The organism is Streptomyces sp. NBC_01306 (genome assembly GCF_026340465.1).
Classification (GTDB): Bacteria; Actinomycetota; Actinomycetes; order Streptomycetales; family Streptomycetaceae; genus Streptomyces.
In genome coordinates, this window is the sequence record NZ_JAPEPC010000001.1 from 2,142,483 (window position 1) to 2,158,210 (window position 15,728).

Genomic DNA, 15,728 nt, shown 5'->3' on the forward strand with positions numbered 1-15,728 from the left:
TGCGGACAGCCCTCAGCGACTACCTGACACCCCGGTGCCCGGACGCTCCGCCGGTTCCGCCGGTGGCGGCTGGGGAGCGGCGAAGTCCCGGCTGCGGATCAGTACGGTGGCCAGCGCGCCGCCCACCAGCGCCAGCAGGCCGGCGGCGAGCAGCACGGCGTTGAGGGAGTCGGCGTATCCGGTACGGATCGCGTCGGCCAGCGCGCCCCGGACGTCCGGCGGCGCCAGTGCCACCGCCTGATCGGCGACTCCCTGGTGCACCGCGCCAGTGATCTGCTCGACCCGGCCGCGCAGCGCCGGTACGCCGGCCAGCCGCTGCCGGAGCGTCGTGTGCAGGGACGCCACGAAGATGGTGCCGTAGCAGGCGACCCCGACCGCGATACCGATCTGCCGGAAGGTCTGGTTGGCTCCCGAGGCCATCCCGGACCGCTGCGGCGGCACAACGCCCACTGCCGTCGAGGCGAGCGGTGGGTTGACCAGACCGGCGCCGATACCGGAGACGACAAGCCCGGGGATCAGATGGGTCCAGTCGGACCCGGCGGTCAGGCCCCGCATCAGCAGCAGGCCGGCGCCCACCAGGCCCAGACCCGGGCCTATCAGCCACCGCACCGGGACCCGGCTGGTCAGCCGGCCCGCGGCGAAGGCGGCGACGAAGGTGAAGGCGGAGCCTGCCAGCAGCCGGACGCCGGTGGCCGTCGGGCTGCCACCCAGGCCGTTCTGGAGATAGAGCACGAGATAGAGGAAGACCGCGTACAGCGAGGCATTCATCGCGAAGGCCGCCACCGAGCCGCCGAGAAAGGTCGGGATGCGCAACAGCGACAGGCTGAACATCGGCTCCGGAACCCGCCGTTCGACCACCGCGAACGCCACCAGGCAGAGCACCGCCAGGCCGAGCCAGAGAGGCACACCGTGTCCGCCCCAGCCGGCCTCGCTCGCCGTGATCAGCCCGTAGACCAGGCTGAACAGCCCGGCGGTCAGGGTCACCACACCCGGCCAGTCGATCCGGCCGCCCCGCGGGGCGCGGGACTCGTCCACCCTGCACACCGTGACGACCAGTGCGGCGATTCCGACCGGCACGTTCACCAGGAAGATCCCCCGCCAGCCGACGCTGCCGGTGAGCACGCCGCCGAGCAGCGGACCCAGACCGGTCGCGATGCCCGCGACGGCGCCCCAGACGCCGAAGGCCACCCCCCGCTGTCTGCCCTGGAAGGAACCGGCGAGCAGGGCGAGGGAGGTGGCCGACAGGATGGCGCCGCCGATTCCCTGCACCGCGCGGCACAGGACCAGCACCGACGCGTTCGGCGCGAGGCCGCAGAGCAGTGAGCCACCGGTGAAGACCACCAGTCCGATGGCGAACACCCGCCGCCGGCCGTACTTGTCGGCGAGGAAACCTGCGGTGAGCAGCAGCGCGGCCAGCGTGAGGGCGTAGGCGTCCGTCATCCACTGCAGGCTGCCGAAGCTCGCGTCGAGCGCGTGCTGGATGTCCGGCAGGGCGACGACGACCACGTTGACGTCGATCAGCAGCATGAACATCGCCGCGCACACCACCAGCAGCGTCCACCATCGGCGTTCCATCGGGCGGGCCCCCTCGATTCGCTCGCAGTAGCTGCCGCGCCGTGGCCGCGGCGATGTCCGGGATCAGCCGCTCGCCGCCGTAGTACATCTCTTCAGGTGACCCGATTCGTCGGCACGGGCAGCGGCACCCTGCCGATTCTGGCACCGGCGCACCGCACACGGGAAAACAGCCTGAGGCTTCGTCAACTCGTATGGACAGCTCCGACTTGACGCACCCAGGGCCCCTGCTTTGACTGCGGGCGCCACCCCCGCGAAATTCAGAACCATGACCCCAACGAACACCGAGAGCCCGCTGTTGTGCGATGTCCGGGCGCGAACACAGGTCGCCGAGAAGGCATGACCGGGAGGAGGGGCGGAACATGCTGCTGCAACGAGTGGGAAATCGCGGAATCCGGCTGGGCACGCTTTTCGACCGGGCGGCCGCCCGCCACCCGGCCAACGTCGTGGCCCTCGACCACGATCTGGACCTGGCACCCGATCTGGGCCGCCGGCTGACCGTCGCGGAAATCGCGGACCTGGTCGCCGACTTCGCGTCCCGGCTGTGGGCGGCCGGGGTCCGCCCGGGGGACCGGGTGGTCGTCTACAAGACGAACAGCTTCGACATCACCCTGCTGGCATGTATGGCGTCCCGCATCGGCGCGGTGCCGGTACTGCTGTCGCCGAAGCTCGACGGCACGACCGTCGCCGAGCTGGTGCGCCGGGTCGACCGGCCGTATCTCATCACGGACCAGGCCAAGTTGGACGGCGAGCTGCCCGCCGCGGTCTTCGGCCATGCGCGCCGGGTGCTGCTCGCAGCGGGCGACCACCCCGACGCCCTGCGGCTGCACGACCTGGCCGGTGCGCCGCGGGTGGCCCCGGTCGCCATGTCCGCCCACCACCCGACGCTGATCACTCACACGTCCGGCACCACCGGCCTCCCGAAGCTTGCCGTGCACACCGGGTGGACACTGCAGGCCCGTTACCGGCCGCAGGCCGCTGCGGTCGCCCCGGTCCGCAAGCGCCGCCCGGTGGCGATGCATGTGTCCTTCGTGCACTCCCGGCTCTTCACCGCGGTGGCCATCGCGCTGCTGCGCGGCTTCCCGCTCGTCCTGCTGGCCGACGACGACCCGCGTCGGACCGCCGACCTGTTCGCACGGCTGCGCCCGGGGGTGGTCGAGGCCCACCCCAACACGTTCATGCGGTGGGAGGAGCTGGTGGACGACCCGCGGCGGCCGCTGGCCCAGGTGAAGTACTTCAGCAGCACCTTCGACGCCATCCACCCCCGGACCGTGCAGCGGATGCTGCGGGCCTCCCGGCACCGGATGCCGGTCTTCGCCCAGCTCTACGGCCAGAGCGAGGCCGGGCCTGTGGTCGGTCGGATCTTCACCCGCTGGCGCGGCAAGGGCGCCGACGGCCGCTGCGTCGGGCATGCGTTCCCCGGCATGACCACGGTCCGGGTGGTCAGCCAGGACGGGCAGCCGGTGTCCGAGGCCTCCCCCGGATACATCGAGGTCCGCACCAACGGCAGGGTCCTGACGTACCTGGGCGAAGCCGAGCGGTACGCCAGGCAGGAGCACGACACCTGGTGGCGGATGGGCGACGTGGGCTACCGCACCCGGTGGGGCTGTCTGCACCTGCTCGACCGCGAGGTCGATGTCATCCCCGGCTTCGGCAGCACGCTGGCCGCCGAGGACGCCCTCTTCTCCGCGCTGGACGAGCTGGTGGAGGTCATCATCGTGCCCGGCCCGGACGGCGCGCCGGTCCCGGTGGTGTGCACCCGGGACAACAAGCCGCTCGACATGGTCGCGTGGGCCCGCGCCACGGCCGGTCTGGCCCCGATGTCGGAGCCTGTCCAGTGGAGCCGGGCCGACCTGCCGCAGACCGCCACCACCAAGATCAAACGGCTGGAGCTGGCCGAGGCTCTGAGCAACGGGAACCGGGGCCGGTAGACATGGCGAAGGTAGTGATCGCCGGCGGCGGCATCGGTGGGCTGGCCGCCGCGCTGAGCATCGCGCGACGGGGCCACTCCGTGGTGGTACTCGAACGCGGCGAGCACTTCGCCGAACTCGGCGCCGGACTCCAGCTGGCGCCGAACGGGATGCACGCCCTCGCCCGCCTCGGGCTGGGCGCCGAGGTCCGGGCCCACGCGGTGCACGTCGACGAGCTGCGGTTCATGGACGGCGTCACCGGCGAGCACGTCACCAGCGTGCCTCTCACCGAGGGATACCGGCAGCGGTTCCGCAACCCGTACGTGGTCGTGCACCGCGGCGAACTCCACGGGCTGCTGCTCGCGGCCTGCCGCGACACCGCGCGGATCGAGCTGTGCCCGAGCCGGTCGGTCGCCGGATACGAGCAGGACGGCACAAGTGCGACGGCCGTCCTCGACAACGGCGAGCGGATCACCGGCTCCGCGCTGATCGGGGCGGACGGCATCCACTCCGCGCTCCGCCGGCAGCTGGTCGGCGACGGTCCGCCGCGCGTCTCCGGCATCACCGTCTACCGCGCGGTCATCCCGATGGACCAGGTGCCGGAGCGGCTCCGGTGGAACGCTGTGACGTGGTGGGCAGGACCCAGGTGCCACTTCGTGCACTACGCGATCGCTGGGGGCAAGTACCTCAACATGGCGGCCAGTTACGACGGTGGTGCCACCCGGGCGCTCGCCGGCGTCCCGGTGGGAGAGCACGTCATCCGTGACCTGTTCATGGTGCTCGACGAGACGCCGCGGCAGCTCCTCGGCCTCGGTGAGCAGTGGAAGTCCTGGGTGCTGATCGACCGGGCACCGGTCGACGTCTGGACCGACGGCCCGGTCGCCCTGCTCGGGGACGCGGCCCATCCGATGCTGCACTACGCGGCCCAGGGGGCCTGCCAGGCGCTTGAGGACGCGGTGGTACTGGGCGACCTGCTGGACGGCAGCGGAACGGATTTCGCCCGGTGCTTCGCGGCGTACAACCGGCTGCGGCGCGACCGCACCGCCGCGGTGCAGCGGATCTCCCGCGCGAGCATCGCGCTGTGGCACCCGGCCGGGGCGGCGGCAGCGGCCAGGAACGCGGCGCTGTCCGGGATGTCGCCGGCCGATCTGCACGACCGACTCGCGTGGATGCACGGCGCACGGGACTTCACCACGGACGTCCCGCCCGCCCTCCCCCACCGGGAAGCGGCCCGGTGACCGGCCGGCGCCTGGGGCTGTGCATCATCGAGGCCGGTCCCCCGCGGCCCGTCCGTCCTGGAGCGGCTGTGCGCCCACGCCCGGCGTGATCCAGGGCAGGGGCCCGCCTCGGCTCCCTTGCCGAGGCGGGCCCCTGCTGCTGTCTTCCTGCGTCACTGGCCCAGGACTTCACCGATCCGGTCGGCGGTGATGCGGACGCCGTCGACGGTGAGCACCGACTCCGCGTGGAACTGCACCGATGCGAACCGGGGTCCGCGCAGTGCGTGCACCTCCCCCGTCGCCGGATCGCGGCTGATCTCCACCACACCGGTCCCCGGGTACTCGATCTTGTCGTCGTCGCTGCGGGCGGCGAAGGAGTTGTAGAAGCCGACCCGTTCCGGGCGGCCGAACAGGTCGATCTCCCGCTGGAGGCCCTGGTTCGGCACTTCCTTGCGTATCACCTCCAGCCCGAGCCGGGCGCTGAGCACCTGGTGGCTGAGGCACACCGCGAGGAACGGCCGTCGCTCAGCCAGCAGCCGGTCGATCGCGTGGCGCAGCCGGTCGATCTTGGGGTGTCCGGCATCCAGCGGGTCACCCGGCCCCGGGCCCATGACGACCAGGTCGTATCCGTCGAAGGTGTACTGGTCGTCGAACCGGCGGACCGTCACCTCAAGGCCCAGAGCGCCGAGCTGGTGGTACAGCATGGCGGTGAAGGTGTCCTCGGCGTCGATGACCAGCACCCGGCGGCCGCGCATCGCGGGCCGGGGGCTCTTCCGCCGGTCCGCGTGGGTCAGCCAGAAGTCGGCGATGCCGGTGTTGCGGCGGGCCAGCGCGGCCTGGACGCGCGGGTCGTCGGCGAGGCGCGCGGGCCGGTCGGCCTGCAACGCGGCGAGCAGCCCCGCGGCCTTGGCCCGCGTTTCGGCGACCTCCGACGCCGGGTCGGAGTGGCGGACCAGGGTCGCCCCGACCCCGATCCGGAGCCGGCCGGCCCGGTCGATGTCGGCGGTGCGGATCAGGATGGCGGAGTCCAGCGTGCGGTCGCCGCCGGCGTCGCGGCCGATGAGCGCGACGGCCCCGCTGTAGTACCCGCGGCCTGCCGGCTCGTACCGGCTGATGATCCGGCAGGCGTTCTCCAGCGGGCTCCCGGTCACGGTGGGGGCGAACATCGTCTGCCGGAGGATCTCGCGCGGGTCGCGGTTGGTGCGTCCCTCGATGAAGTACTCGGTGTGCGCCAGCCGGGCCATCTCCTTGAGGTACGGGCCGACGACGCGGCCCCCGCCGTCGCAGATCCCGGCCATCATCTTGAGCTCCTCGTCGAGGACCATGTAGAGCTCGTCGGTCTCCTTGCGGTCGTCGAGGAAGGAGAGCACCTCCGGCAGGGCCGGGCCGCTCGGCGGGTAGCGGTAGGTGCCGCTGATCGGGTTCATCACGGCGGTGCCGCCGTGCACGCTGATGTGCCGCTCCGGGGTGGCGCCTACGAACGTCCGGTCGCCGGTGTGCACGATGAACGTCCAGTACGCGCCGCTCTCCTGCTGGAGCAGCCGGCGGAACAGCGACAGGCCGTGCCGGGGCGTGTAGTCGGTGATCTCCGCGACGTAGGAGCGCTTGAGGACGAAGTTGCCGCCCTCGCCCCGGCCGATCTCCTCGGTGACGACCGTCCGCACCAGGTCGGCGTAGGCGTCGTCGGAGATGTCGAAGTGCTGGCCGGAGAGCCCGGTCGGCAGGTCGGGCAGCTGTTCCAGCGCCTCGTGGCAGTCCACCGCGGCCTGTGCGGTGATGGTCATCGCCAGCAGCGGCTCGCCGTCGTCAGTGCAGGCGAAGCCTCGCTCGGCGAGCTGCCGGAACGGCACCATCACCAGCACGGAGTGCCCCGCGCCTTCGGCCCGTTCGGGCAGCGGAATGTCGGCCAGGGCGGCCACCTCGGACACCTCACCGACGAGGACGTCCAGGACCGGGCCGCCGGTCCGCTCCGGGCGGTGGATCAGCGCGAACGCCGGTGGCCGCGGCGACAGGACCAGGTCGAGCAGGTCCGGCGCCGCGGGCGTGGTGGGCTCGGTCATGGGCAGATCTCCTTGACCGTGGTGACCACCGCGCAGCGCTGGGCGGCGTAGCTGAGGGTGAGCCGGTGGTGCTCCGCTGAGAAGTCCCCGATCGCGTCGGCGACGAGGAACGTCTGGAGGTCGTGGGTGAACGCCTCGACCGCGGTCATCAGCACCCCGACGTGTCCGTACACACCGCAGATGACGAGTTGGTCGCGGCCGTGCCGCGCCATGCGTTCGCGCAGGTCCGACCGGAAGAAGGCGCTGTAGCGCCACTTGGTGAACTGCCAGTCGTCCGGGGCCGCCGCCAGTTCGTCGACGATCCGGCGGTCGGCGGGGTCGACCTGCATACCGGGTCCCCAGAAGTCCTTGAGCAGGCCGCGGTCGTCGTCGGTCATCCCGCCCGGCTGGGCGGTGTAGGCGACCGGGATGCCGAGGCTCACGCAGTGTTCCCGGAGCTGCGCCGTGTTGCGCACCAGTTGTTTGCGGACGGTGTCCGGGAACGGGCGCAGGAAGTAGCGCTGCATGTCGTGGATGAGCAGCACCGCCCGGTCCGGGTCGGCTTCCCACCCGGCGACGTTCTCGGGCAGGTCGCCCGCGGCCGGCATCGGGTAGGGCTCAATGGGGGGTATTCCTGCCATGACCATCTCCTTCACGCCCAAGGTTCCTCACACGCCCAGAGTGGCGCCGCCGTCGACGGTCAGGTCGTGCATGGTGATGTGCCCGGCCTGTTCGGAGAGCAGGAAGACCACGGCGTCCGCGATGTCCGCGGGCCGGGCCAGCTTGCCCAGCGGGATGCCCAGCTTGTAGGCATCGGGCCGGCCGTCGATCGTCGCCTGCGGGCCGGACTCGTCGTGCCACATGGACCGGAGCATCGCGGTGTCGGTGGAGCCGGGGGCGACGACGTTGCAGCGGATGCCGTGGCGGGCTACTTCCAGGGCCAGGCACTTGGTGAACATCGTCGCCGCGGCCTTCGACGCGGCGTAGGCCGCCATCTCCGTACGGGGCGTACCGGCCGCGTTGGACGCCACGGTGACGATGGCGCCGCGGGAGCGCGGCACCATGCGTTTGACCACCGCGCGCGACACCTGCATCACGCCGGTGGTGTTGACGGCGAAGGTCGCGGCCCAGTCCTCGTCGGCCAGTTGGCTCACGGGGCTCATGCGCAGCACACCGGCGGCGTTGACCAGGTGGTCCACCGGCCCCAGCGCGCTCTCCACGCCGTCCACCAGTTCTTCCACCTCGGCGGCGCTGGTGACGTCGGCGGGGAACGCCTCGACGGAGAGGCCGTCGGCGACCATCTTGCCCACCACCTCGTCGAGCCGACCGGCGTCCCGGTCCACCGCGGCCACCCGCATGCCACGCCTGCCCAGCGCGCGGACGACGGCAGCGCCGATACCGCCCGCTGCCCCGGTGACCAGGGCGATTGCGTCCTCCATTGTTCAGACCTCCATTGCTGGGTGGGCACGGGTACGTTCCGGTTCCTGTTGGCCTGTTGTGAGCCGGCCGGTGCTCACGCCCGCCATGCCGAGACCACCTCGACGGCCTGGTCCGGGTTGAGGCGCGGATCGCAGAGGCTGGTGTACTTGTCACCGACGTGCGGGATGTCCTCCCAGGTCCGGGCACATTCCGTGACGTCGTCCGGGGTGGTCTCAAGATGCAGGCCGCCGGCGATACCGCCGCCGTCACCGACCGCGTCCTGGAAGCGGGTCACCTCCTGCACGATCCTGTGCAGGAGCCGGGTCTTGAACCCGTCCGGTGTGGCGAAGGTGTTGCCGTGCATCGGGTCGCAGAGCCAGATCACCGGGTGCCCTGCGGTCCGCACCGCCGCGACGAGGGCGGGCAGCCGGCCACCGATCTCGTCGGCTCCCATCCGGGCGATCAGGGTGAGCCGGCCCGGCTCCCTGCGCGGGTCGAGCCGTGCGCACAGGGCCAGCAGTTCCCCGGTCGTCATGGTGGGGCCGACCTTGCAGGCCACCGGGTTGACGACCTGGGCGAGCAGCGCGACATGGGCCCCGTCGACCTGCCGGGTGCGCTCGCCGATCCACGGCCAGTGCGTGGACGACAGCCACGCCCGGCCCGACGCCGAGCGGCGCACCATCGGCAGCTCGTAGTCGAGCAGCAGGGCCTCGTGGCTGGTCCACACCTCGGGTGCGGTGCGCGGGCGCGTGCCCCGGTCTGCCCAGCCCAGGTACCGCATGACGGCGTCGGCGAGCCGGTAGCCGGAGAGGATCCGGGTCGGATCGGGGCGCCGGCGCTCCGGGGTGGGCTCGGGGCCGTTCACCATGTGCCCGCGGTACGGGGGCAGTTCGAGGCCGCCGACCTGTTCGGTCCGCACGGAACGGGGCTTGGCGAACTGGCCGGCCAGCCGGCCGGCCCGCAGCACCGGCCGGCCGGTGTTCTGCTCCATCCGGACCGCGAGGAGTTCCAGCAGATGGGACTTGCGGGCGACGTCGGCAGGGGTGCAGTCGGCGGGATCCTCCGCGCAGTCACCGGCCTGGACCACCTGGGCCGCACCGGTGGCGACCGCGGCGAGCCGGGTGCGCAGCGCGAGCACCTGCTGGGCTTCGAGGAGCCCCGGGAGGGTGGCCAGTTGGCCGCGGACCCGCCGGACGAGTGCCGCGTCGGGCCACTGGGGCTGCTGCCTCGCCGGACCCAGCTCCAGGTCGCATGCGGCGGCGGCCGGTGCGTCCTTGGGTGATGAACGAGTGAGCACGGTGATCTCCCGGACTTGCTCGACGGATGTCCGGCTGCGCGGGGGCAGCTGACATGTGGCCCGCACACGGCCACCCGGCGGCGGGAGGCGCACACGGTCTGATGGGGATGGACGGCATGGGGCGCCGGCGAAATCCACCTCGCCGGCGGGGCTACCCGGTCGATCTCCGTCGATCGGACGCCGGCTGACTGCGCCTCAGTCTTATGGCCCGTTCACGGCGGGGCCAATGTCCGTCGGGGAACTGTGTCAGGTGAGGTGCTTCCACATCAGGTCGGCCGCAGGCTGCGGATCCGGGGGGCCGACAGGGAATCCGGGGGTGGTGCCCGGCCGCCCCGATCGCCGTTCCGGAAATGCTGCCGGGCTGTCCGGGCCGCCGCCCGACCTGGTTGCGGGCGGGGCCGGTCCGACGTAGCGTCCGGGACGGCGACCGACCGCCGCCGCACATTCCGTGGATTCAACATCTCCCGTCCGACTGGGTATTCAGGCACTCCGTCCGACTGGGGAGAAACAAATCCAGCAGCGCGCTCGACGCGGTGATCAACTCACACACTTGTCGTCCATCGAAGGCCTGTATAGCCTGACGACAATATCTGCTTATTCAGCATGAGCCGGGGATCCGACGGGGGAATCTCTCGAAATCCGTTATAGCGTGCCTGAGTTCCCTCGCGCGGCGGGTGTTCTGCACACCGGCCGGCCACCCCACCATGACGTTTTCTCCAGGTACACCGACACGGATTTACTGGATGAGGGGACACCGATGCGCTGGGAACAAGCTGCGGTCACTCAAGTCGACAGCCCGGATGAGGTCATTTCGCCACCCGAGCAGCCAACGGCCCTGCAGACCTGCACCATTCCCATTCGCATTCTGCGGCACGGGGAAAATCTCAGAGCGCGCGGGGAGAACAAGGAATACGTCACCACGCTAGCTCTTTCACCGGTCAAACTCCCGCCCATCTTCGTGCACCGCAAGACCATGCGGATCCTGGACGGAATGCACCGGCTGAAGGCCGCGGAACTACGCGGTGACCAGTCGATCGAAGTGGTCTTCTTCGACGGGGACGAGGAGGACGCGTTCGTCGCCGCGGTGTCGTCCAACGCCCGGCACGGAATGCCCCTCTCCTTCGACGACCGCACCGCGGCGGCCACCCGGATCCTCAACTCGCGCCCGCACTGGCCGGATCCCACGATCGCCGCGGTGACCGGACTCGACCCGAGGACCGTACGTGCGCTCCGCGGCCTCCTGGACGTCCCCGACCCGCAGCCGACCAATCTGGTCCCGCTGCAACGCCCCCGCCCGGCGGCGGCGCCGCGGTACACCGGACTCCCCGGGAAGACGCCGGCCTCGCGGCTCTCCACCCCGGTCCACCAGGTGGCGCAGGAATTCGAACTGGAGCCGCGCACCGTCGTCGACGTGCTGAACCGGCTGCGCCGGGGCCTGCGCGAGGTACCCGAAGTCCCGTACGGCACCGGGCCGGAGAGCCCGTCCGTGGCACTGCCCGCCCCGGCGGCGCCGGCACCGCGCGCCCCGGGCGGCCGGGCGCCCCTGCTGGGGCACACCGGCCTGTCCGACGCGACGGAGATCCTCCTCGACCGGGTCTGCGACGAGTTGTTCGCCACCCTCACCCGGCGCGACCAACGGCTGAGGGCCCGCCAGTACCTGCGGGGGCTGCTGGGCACGCCCGGCCGGAAGAGCATCCGGAACATCGCGGCCTCCGTCGACGACCCGGGGATCGACCAGCGGCTGCACCACTTCATCAGCGACTCCACCTGGAACTGGGAACCCGTCCGCACCGCGCTCACCCGCTACGTGGCGCGGACCATGGAGCCCGAGGCATGGGTGATCCGCCCGGTGCTCATCCCCAAGGCGGGCCAGCAGGCGGTGGCGGTGAGCCGGCGGTTCTGCCCGACCCGGGGGAAGGCCGTCAACGGCCAGCAGGCGGTGGGCGTCCTCGCGGCGTCCGAGACGGCCAGCACCCCGGTGAGCTGGCGCCTCCAAGTGCCCAAGGACTGGGTCGAGGACCCGCACCGGCGCGGGCGGGCGGGGATGCCCGACGACATCAGCGCCGAGTCCCTCGGCGAGTGCACGGCCCATGCCCTTCTGCACGTACTGGCCCGCACCGGGGGCCCCGACCGTCCGGTGGTGCTCGACGGGCGCGACATGGAACACGTCCAGATCCTCCGGCCGCTGCACGCCGCGGAAGTGCCCCTGCTCGTACGGATCCCGGCGGCCATGCCCCTGCAGATCAACGACCCGGCGCTGGCCGGGCACCGCTCGCACGGGCCGCTCACCGCGCGCCGGATCGTGGAGGTGGCCCGGTTCCGCCGCCGGCCGGTCGACGGCCCCGATCCCGCGGTCGAGAAGGGCCACTTGATCACCACCGTCGGCGTCCAGTGGCCCGCCGGCTCCCAGCACCTCCACCCGGGCGCGGAGGCGCCGCTGCGGCTGATCGCGGTCAGCCCGGTGGGGGAGAACGTGTGCGAGGAGCTGTGGCTGACGACATTGACGACGGTGCCGGCCGCGACCGTACTGAAATTGTCCAGGCTCGTGCGCCGGGTGGACCGAGATCTGGATTCGGTTTCCCAGCACGTCGGAATCTGGGATTTCAGCGGCCGGTCCTTTCCCGGCTGGCACCGGCACGTCACGCTCGCTTCCATTGCGAATCTCGTGCGTTTGCTGGCCCGGACCGATTACCGGGCCGACCTTGCGTAACACCATTGCACGGGGAAATTCTCATCGACAGGGGAGGGCATATGCCTCGCCAGGGGAACACCACTGACATGCTCATCGTCGGCGGCGGAGTGACGGCGCTTTCGATCGCATATCACTGCGCACGGGCGGACATCGATGTCATCCTGCTCGGTCCTGACGACGCCGAGACCGCCGCCGCACCGGCCGCCCGCCCGGTACGCACCTATCAACCGGGGAAAGTCCACAACTCCGAGCTGACGGTACGCAGCCTCGCGGACTACCGTGCGTTCACCCCGGCCGGGGGCGCCGACCTGGTGCTCTCGGACGTCGGGTGGCTGGTCGTGCCGAACGGCCGGCGGGAAGCCGCCGAGCTGGAGCGGGAGCTGACGGCCCAGCGCGCCGCAGGCGTGGAACTGGAGCCGCTGACCGCGGACCGGGCCCGCGCGTACAACCCCTGGCTGGACCCGGCCGGCGACGGGTCCGCGATCTGGTGCCCGCAGTCCTATCTCCTCGACGTGGACAAGGTGATGCGGGGCTATGCCGCCGGCGCGCGGGAACACGGCGCCCGGCTGCTGACCGGCCATACGGTGACCGGGCTGGACGCGAAGAGCGGCCGGGTCACCACCGCCCGCGGTGAGTTCACCGCGGAGACCGTCGTCCTCGCGGCCGAGGCCGGCAGCGGCGAACTCGCGGCCTCGGCCGGGCTGGAACTCCCGCTGTGGGCGCAGTCCGCCGAGCTGTTCCGCACCGACCCGGTCCTCGCCGACGGAGAGCTCGGCGTGCCCTTCACCGTGCACCCGGCGACCGGGCTGAAGACACTGGGCGCCGGACGCTCCTTCCTGGTCGGTCTGGAGCGCATCTCCCGGCGGCAGGACATGCGGGACGTGTGGTTCAAGGAGGCCGCCGGTGAGCTGGCCACGCGGTATCCGAAGCTCAAGGGCGTCGGGCTGCACACCGTGTGGACCGGGACGGTGGACGTCACCCCGGCCAGGACGGCGTGCATCGGCAGAGCGAGCGGCGTGCACGAGCGGATCTTCGTCGCGGCCGGGTACACGGGCCAGGATCTCGGCCAGGCGCCCGCCACCGGCCGGATCATCCGCGATCTGTACCTCGGCCGCTCCCCCGGTGTCGACCTCACGCCGTTCGCGCTCAGTCCGTCCGCGCCGAAATGATCCGGTCCCGCCTGTGTCAGGTCGGGCCCCGAAATACCGACAAAGGCGCAGCGGAGCCCGGCAGACTGACAAACACCGAGTTTATCGCCGAGATATCGACGTGACAAAGTCAGCAGCTCTTCAGTGGTGTGGTCCTGTTTTCCCTACCGTGCGGTTCCGGCCGCTGATAACGTCCCGATGTCACTATCCGACCGACCCTCCAAACCTTTTGAACACATGCACGTAATTGGAGGAACGAGGAGAACGGGGTAGGAATAATGCGCCAAATTGAGATCGCCTGGCAGTCGATCGGCGCCAGGGTACGCATCACTCTGGACGAAGGCCGCAATGCCCAGATCGTCGAGCCGCTCTGGGCGTCACTTCCGTATCGGACCTTGCAGGGCCACGCACTCGTGGCCGGTGACTGCATTTATCACGTCCCGCCGGCGCACGACCTCCTCCATGCCGTGCCGGACTACAAGGTCGACCGCAAGATCCAGCCCGACGGCACGGTGTTCTGCTCCGCGGTGCAGCACCTCACCATCAAGTACGGCGACCTGACAGAACCGATGCCCACGGCGCCGATCGGTTCCGTCGTCCCGGAGGACCTCGACGCGCTGCCGAAGATCGGCCAGATGGTCTGGGACGCCGTGCACGGCAACGGCGCCCCGATCCTCGCCCAGGTGCGGCGGGTGGGCGGCGAGGCCGGCCACGCGGTACGGCGTATGCCGGCCGAGTCCGCCCGGGCGCGCGACCTGATCGAGCGGATCGCCGCGGAGACCGAGCGGGTTCTGATCGAGCCGCCCGAGGAACTGATCGCCGCGCACGAGGGCCGCTTCGACAGCGGGGCCGGGACCAAGGGCTCGGTACTGACCTCGCTCGTCTGCATCAACGGGGAGACCCGGCCGCTGGGTTATGTGTCCCACACCGGACTGGTGCGGGCCGCCCGGCTGACCGATGTGCCGTTCTCCGCACTGGTCGAGATGGCCAGGATCCTGCTCGTCAAGCCCACCGAATTCCTCGGCTACTGCGGGCTGAACACGCTGTGGGACCTCACCCGGGAAGTGGTCGCCGTCATCGAGGAGACCACCTCCAAAGAGGACTTCATCGCGCTGCTCTCCCACATGGCCACCTACACCAACGCCCTCGGTGCCTGGAACCTGCAGCTGTTCCCGTGGGAACTGGGGGGCGACACCTGGACGTTCCGTCCGACCATCACGAGGAGTGCGCATGCCTGACCGGAAGAACTCCACCGAACTGCTGATCATAGGCGGCGGCGTGATCGGCGTGTCGATCGCCTACCACTGCGCCAAGGCCGGCATCGACGTGATCCTGCTGGAGAAGGACCAGTTCGGCACGGCCACCACGTCGCAGACCGCGCGGGCGTTCCGCACCTACTTCCCGAAGAAGCCGCACGACACCGAACTGGCCGTCCGGAGCCTGCCCGACTTCAACTCGTTCGCGGCGACGATGAACACCGACCTCGGGATGAAGCGCCTCGGGCTGCTCACGATCCTGACCAGCCCCGAGCAGACGGCCGAGATCGAGGCGCTGCTGCCGGCCCACCGCGAGGTGGGCGCCGACGTCCAGCTGCTCACCCCCGCCCAGGCCGTCGAGTACAACCCCTGGCTGGACGCCTCCACCATCGAGGCCGCGGTCTGGTCCCCGGAGTGCTACCGCATCAAGCCGGAAGCGATGGTCAAGGGGTACGCGGACGCGGCGACGAAGCTCGGCGCCCGGCTGCTGACCGGCACCGAGGTGACCGGCATCGATGCCCGTACCGGTGAAGTGACCACCACGGCAGGCGAGTTCACGGCGGACGCGATCGTCATCGCGGCCGGGCCGTGGGGTGGCGACGTCGCCAAGCTCGCCGGCATGGAGCTGCCGGTGTGGGGCCAGTTCGCCGAACTGCTCTACACCGACCCGATCTCCGACCAGGAGGTCGATACGCCCTTCACCTTCCACCCCGTCTCCGGCCTGAAGACGATGGGGCGCGGCAACGGCTTCCTGGTCGGCCTGGAGCGCATCTCCAAGCAGAAGGGGTTGCGGGACCTCTGGTTCGAGGCGGCCGTCGATGAGCTGCCGAAGTGGTACCCCAAGGCGGCGGGCGCCAAGCTGCACAGCGCCTGGACCGGGACACTGGACGTCACCCCGACGAAGTCGGCGCTGATGGGCCGGGGCGAGGGCGAGCACGAGCGGATCCTCTTCGCGGCCGGCTTCACCGGTCACGGCCTGGCCCACGCACCGACCGCCGGCCGGATCGTCCGCGACCTGCACCGCGGCGTCAAGCCGGAGGTCGATCTGACCCCCTTCTCCCTCGCCACCAACCTGGCGCAGAAGCCGGCCTGAGCACGTTCCCGTGGCGGGCGGCCCATGCTGCCCGCCGCTCCCCCAGCCGCGGGACGGCGCCGGCGGGGGCGGGCCTCGGCACCGC

General features: G+C 71.1%; 11 protein-coding genes. 6 read left to right on the forward strand and 5 right to left on the reverse strand.

Going from position 1 to position 15,728, the window contains the following annotated elements:
• Nucleotides 1–12 precede the first annotated feature (12 nt).
• Complete coding sequence (locus tag OG385_RS09180) at nucleotides 13–1,575, reverse strand: MFS transporter (RefSeq protein WP_266853531.1); 1,563 nt, start codon at nucleotides 1,573–1,575, stop codon at nucleotides 13–15.
• Nucleotides 1,576–1,934: 359 nt separating this feature from the next.
• Here OG385_RS09180 and OG385_RS09185 point away from each other — a divergent pair, with 359 nt between their 5' ends.
• Together OG385_RS09185 and OG385_RS09190 are read left to right on the forward strand one after the other, a co-directional pair.
• On the forward strand, nucleotides 1,935–3,503 hold the full coding sequence (locus OG385_RS09185; RefSeq protein ID WP_266853533.1) for a class I adenylate-forming enzyme family protein: 1,569 nt from the start codon (nucleotides 1,935–1,937) through the stop codon (nucleotides 3,501–3,503).
• Between the two features lie 2 nt (nucleotides 3,504–3,505).
• Complete coding sequence (locus OG385_RS09190) at nucleotides 3,506–4,720, forward strand: FAD-dependent monooxygenase (RefSeq protein ID WP_266853535.1); 1,215 nt, start codon at nucleotides 3,506–3,508, stop codon at nucleotides 4,718–4,720.
• Between the two features lie 152 nt (nucleotides 4,721–4,872).
• Here the strand turns inward: OG385_RS09190 and OG385_RS09195 are convergent, their stop codons facing one another.
• From OG385_RS09195 to OG385_RS09210, 4 genes are all read right to left on the reverse strand, one after another.
• Entirely contained in the window at nucleotides 4,873–6,759 is a 1,887-nt protein-coding gene (locus OG385_RS09195; protein ID WP_266853536.1) for an anthranilate synthase family protein, read from the reverse strand.
• Nucleotides 6,756–7,379 carry an isochorismatase family protein gene (locus OG385_RS09200; protein WP_266853538.1) on the reverse strand — a complete coding sequence of 208 codons (624 nt, stop codon included), beginning with the start codon at nucleotides 7,377–7,379 and terminating at the stop codon, nucleotides 6,756–6,758. Before OG385_RS09200 ends, OG385_RS09195 begins: the two co-directional genes overlap by 4 nt.
• Before the next feature lie 27 nt (nucleotides 7,380–7,406).
• The gene (locus tag OG385_RS09205; protein ID WP_266853540.1) at nucleotides 7,407–8,177 is read right to left on the reverse strand and encodes a 2,3-dihydro-2,3-dihydroxybenzoate dehydrogenase; all 771 of its coding nucleotides are present in this window, start codon (nucleotides 8,175–8,177) and stop codon (nucleotides 7,407–7,409) included.
• A 74-nt stretch (nucleotides 8,178–8,251) separates the two neighbouring features.
• Nucleotides 8,252–9,454 carry a 3-deoxy-7-phosphoheptulonate synthase gene (locus OG385_RS09210; RefSeq protein ID WP_323183692.1) on the reverse strand — a complete coding sequence of 401 codons (1,203 nt, stop codon included), beginning with the start codon at nucleotides 9,452–9,454 and terminating at the stop codon, nucleotides 8,252–8,254.
• A 958-nt stretch (nucleotides 9,455–10,412) separates the two neighbouring features.
• Here OG385_RS09210 and OG385_RS09215 point away from each other — a divergent pair.
• The 4 genes from OG385_RS09215 to OG385_RS09230 all read left to right on the forward strand — a co-directional run bounded on the left by OG385_RS09215 (nucleotide 10,413) and on the right by OG385_RS09230 (nucleotide 15,643).
• Nucleotides 10,413–12,164, forward strand: a complete 1,752-nt coding sequence (locus OG385_RS09215) for a transposase (RefSeq protein WP_266853542.1) — start codon at nucleotides 10,413–10,415, stop codon at nucleotides 12,162–12,164.
• 41 nt (nucleotides 12,165–12,205) lie between these two features.
• Nucleotides 12,206–13,315 (forward strand): FAD-binding oxidoreductase, encoded by a 1,110-nt coding sequence (locus OG385_RS09220; protein WP_266853544.1) that lies wholly within the window; start codon nucleotides 12,206–12,208, stop codon nucleotides 13,313–13,315.
• Nucleotides 13,316–13,572: 257 nt separating this feature from the next.
• Nucleotides 13,573–14,532, forward strand: coding sequence for a hypothetical protein (locus OG385_RS09225; RefSeq protein WP_266853546.1), 960 nt, complete (start codon nucleotides 13,573–13,575; stop codon nucleotides 14,530–14,532).
• Nucleotides 14,525–15,643, forward strand: a complete 1,119-nt coding sequence (locus tag OG385_RS09230) for an FAD-binding oxidoreductase (RefSeq protein WP_266853548.1) — start codon at nucleotides 14,525–14,527, stop codon at nucleotides 15,641–15,643. Before OG385_RS09225 ends, OG385_RS09230 begins: the two co-directional genes overlap by 8 nt.
• Nucleotides 15,644–15,728 lie beyond the last annotated feature (85 nt).

Excerpts from the sequence above, each read along its gene's own strand:
- OG385_RS09180 (WP_266853531.1), bottom strand. The coding sequence starts at position 1,575 with ATGGAACGCCGATGGTGGACGCTGCTGGTGGTGTGCGCGGCGATGTTC.
- OG385_RS09185 (WP_266853533.1), top strand. The coding sequence starts at position 1,935 with ATGCTGCTGCAACGAGTGGGAAATCGCGGAATCCGGCTGGGCACGCTT.
- OG385_RS09190 (WP_266853535.1), top strand. The coding sequence starts at position 3,506 with ATGGCGAAGGTAGTGATCGCCGGCGGCGGCATCGGTGGGCTGGCCGCC.
- OG385_RS09195 (WP_266853536.1), bottom strand. The coding sequence starts at position 6,759 with ATGACCGAGCCCACCACGCCCGCGGCGCCGGACCTGCTCGACCTGGTC.
- OG385_RS09200 (WP_266853538.1), bottom strand. The coding sequence starts at position 7,379 with ATGGCAGGAATACCCCCCATTGAGCCCTACCCGATGCCGGCCGCGGGC.
- OG385_RS09205 (WP_266853540.1), bottom strand. The coding sequence starts at position 8,177 with ATGGAGGACGCAATCGCCCTGGTCACCGGGGCAGCGGGCGGTATCGGC.
- OG385_RS09220 (WP_266853544.1), top strand. The coding sequence starts at position 12,206 with ATGCCTCGCCAGGGGAACACCACTGACATGCTCATCGTCGGCGGCGGA.
- OG385_RS09225 (WP_266853546.1), top strand. The coding sequence starts at position 13,573 with ATGCGCCAAATTGAGATCGCCTGGCAGTCGATCGGCGCCAGGGTACGC.
- OG385_RS09230 (WP_266853548.1), top strand. The coding sequence starts at position 14,525 with ATGCCTGACCGGAAGAACTCCACCGAACTGCTGATCATAGGCGGCGGC.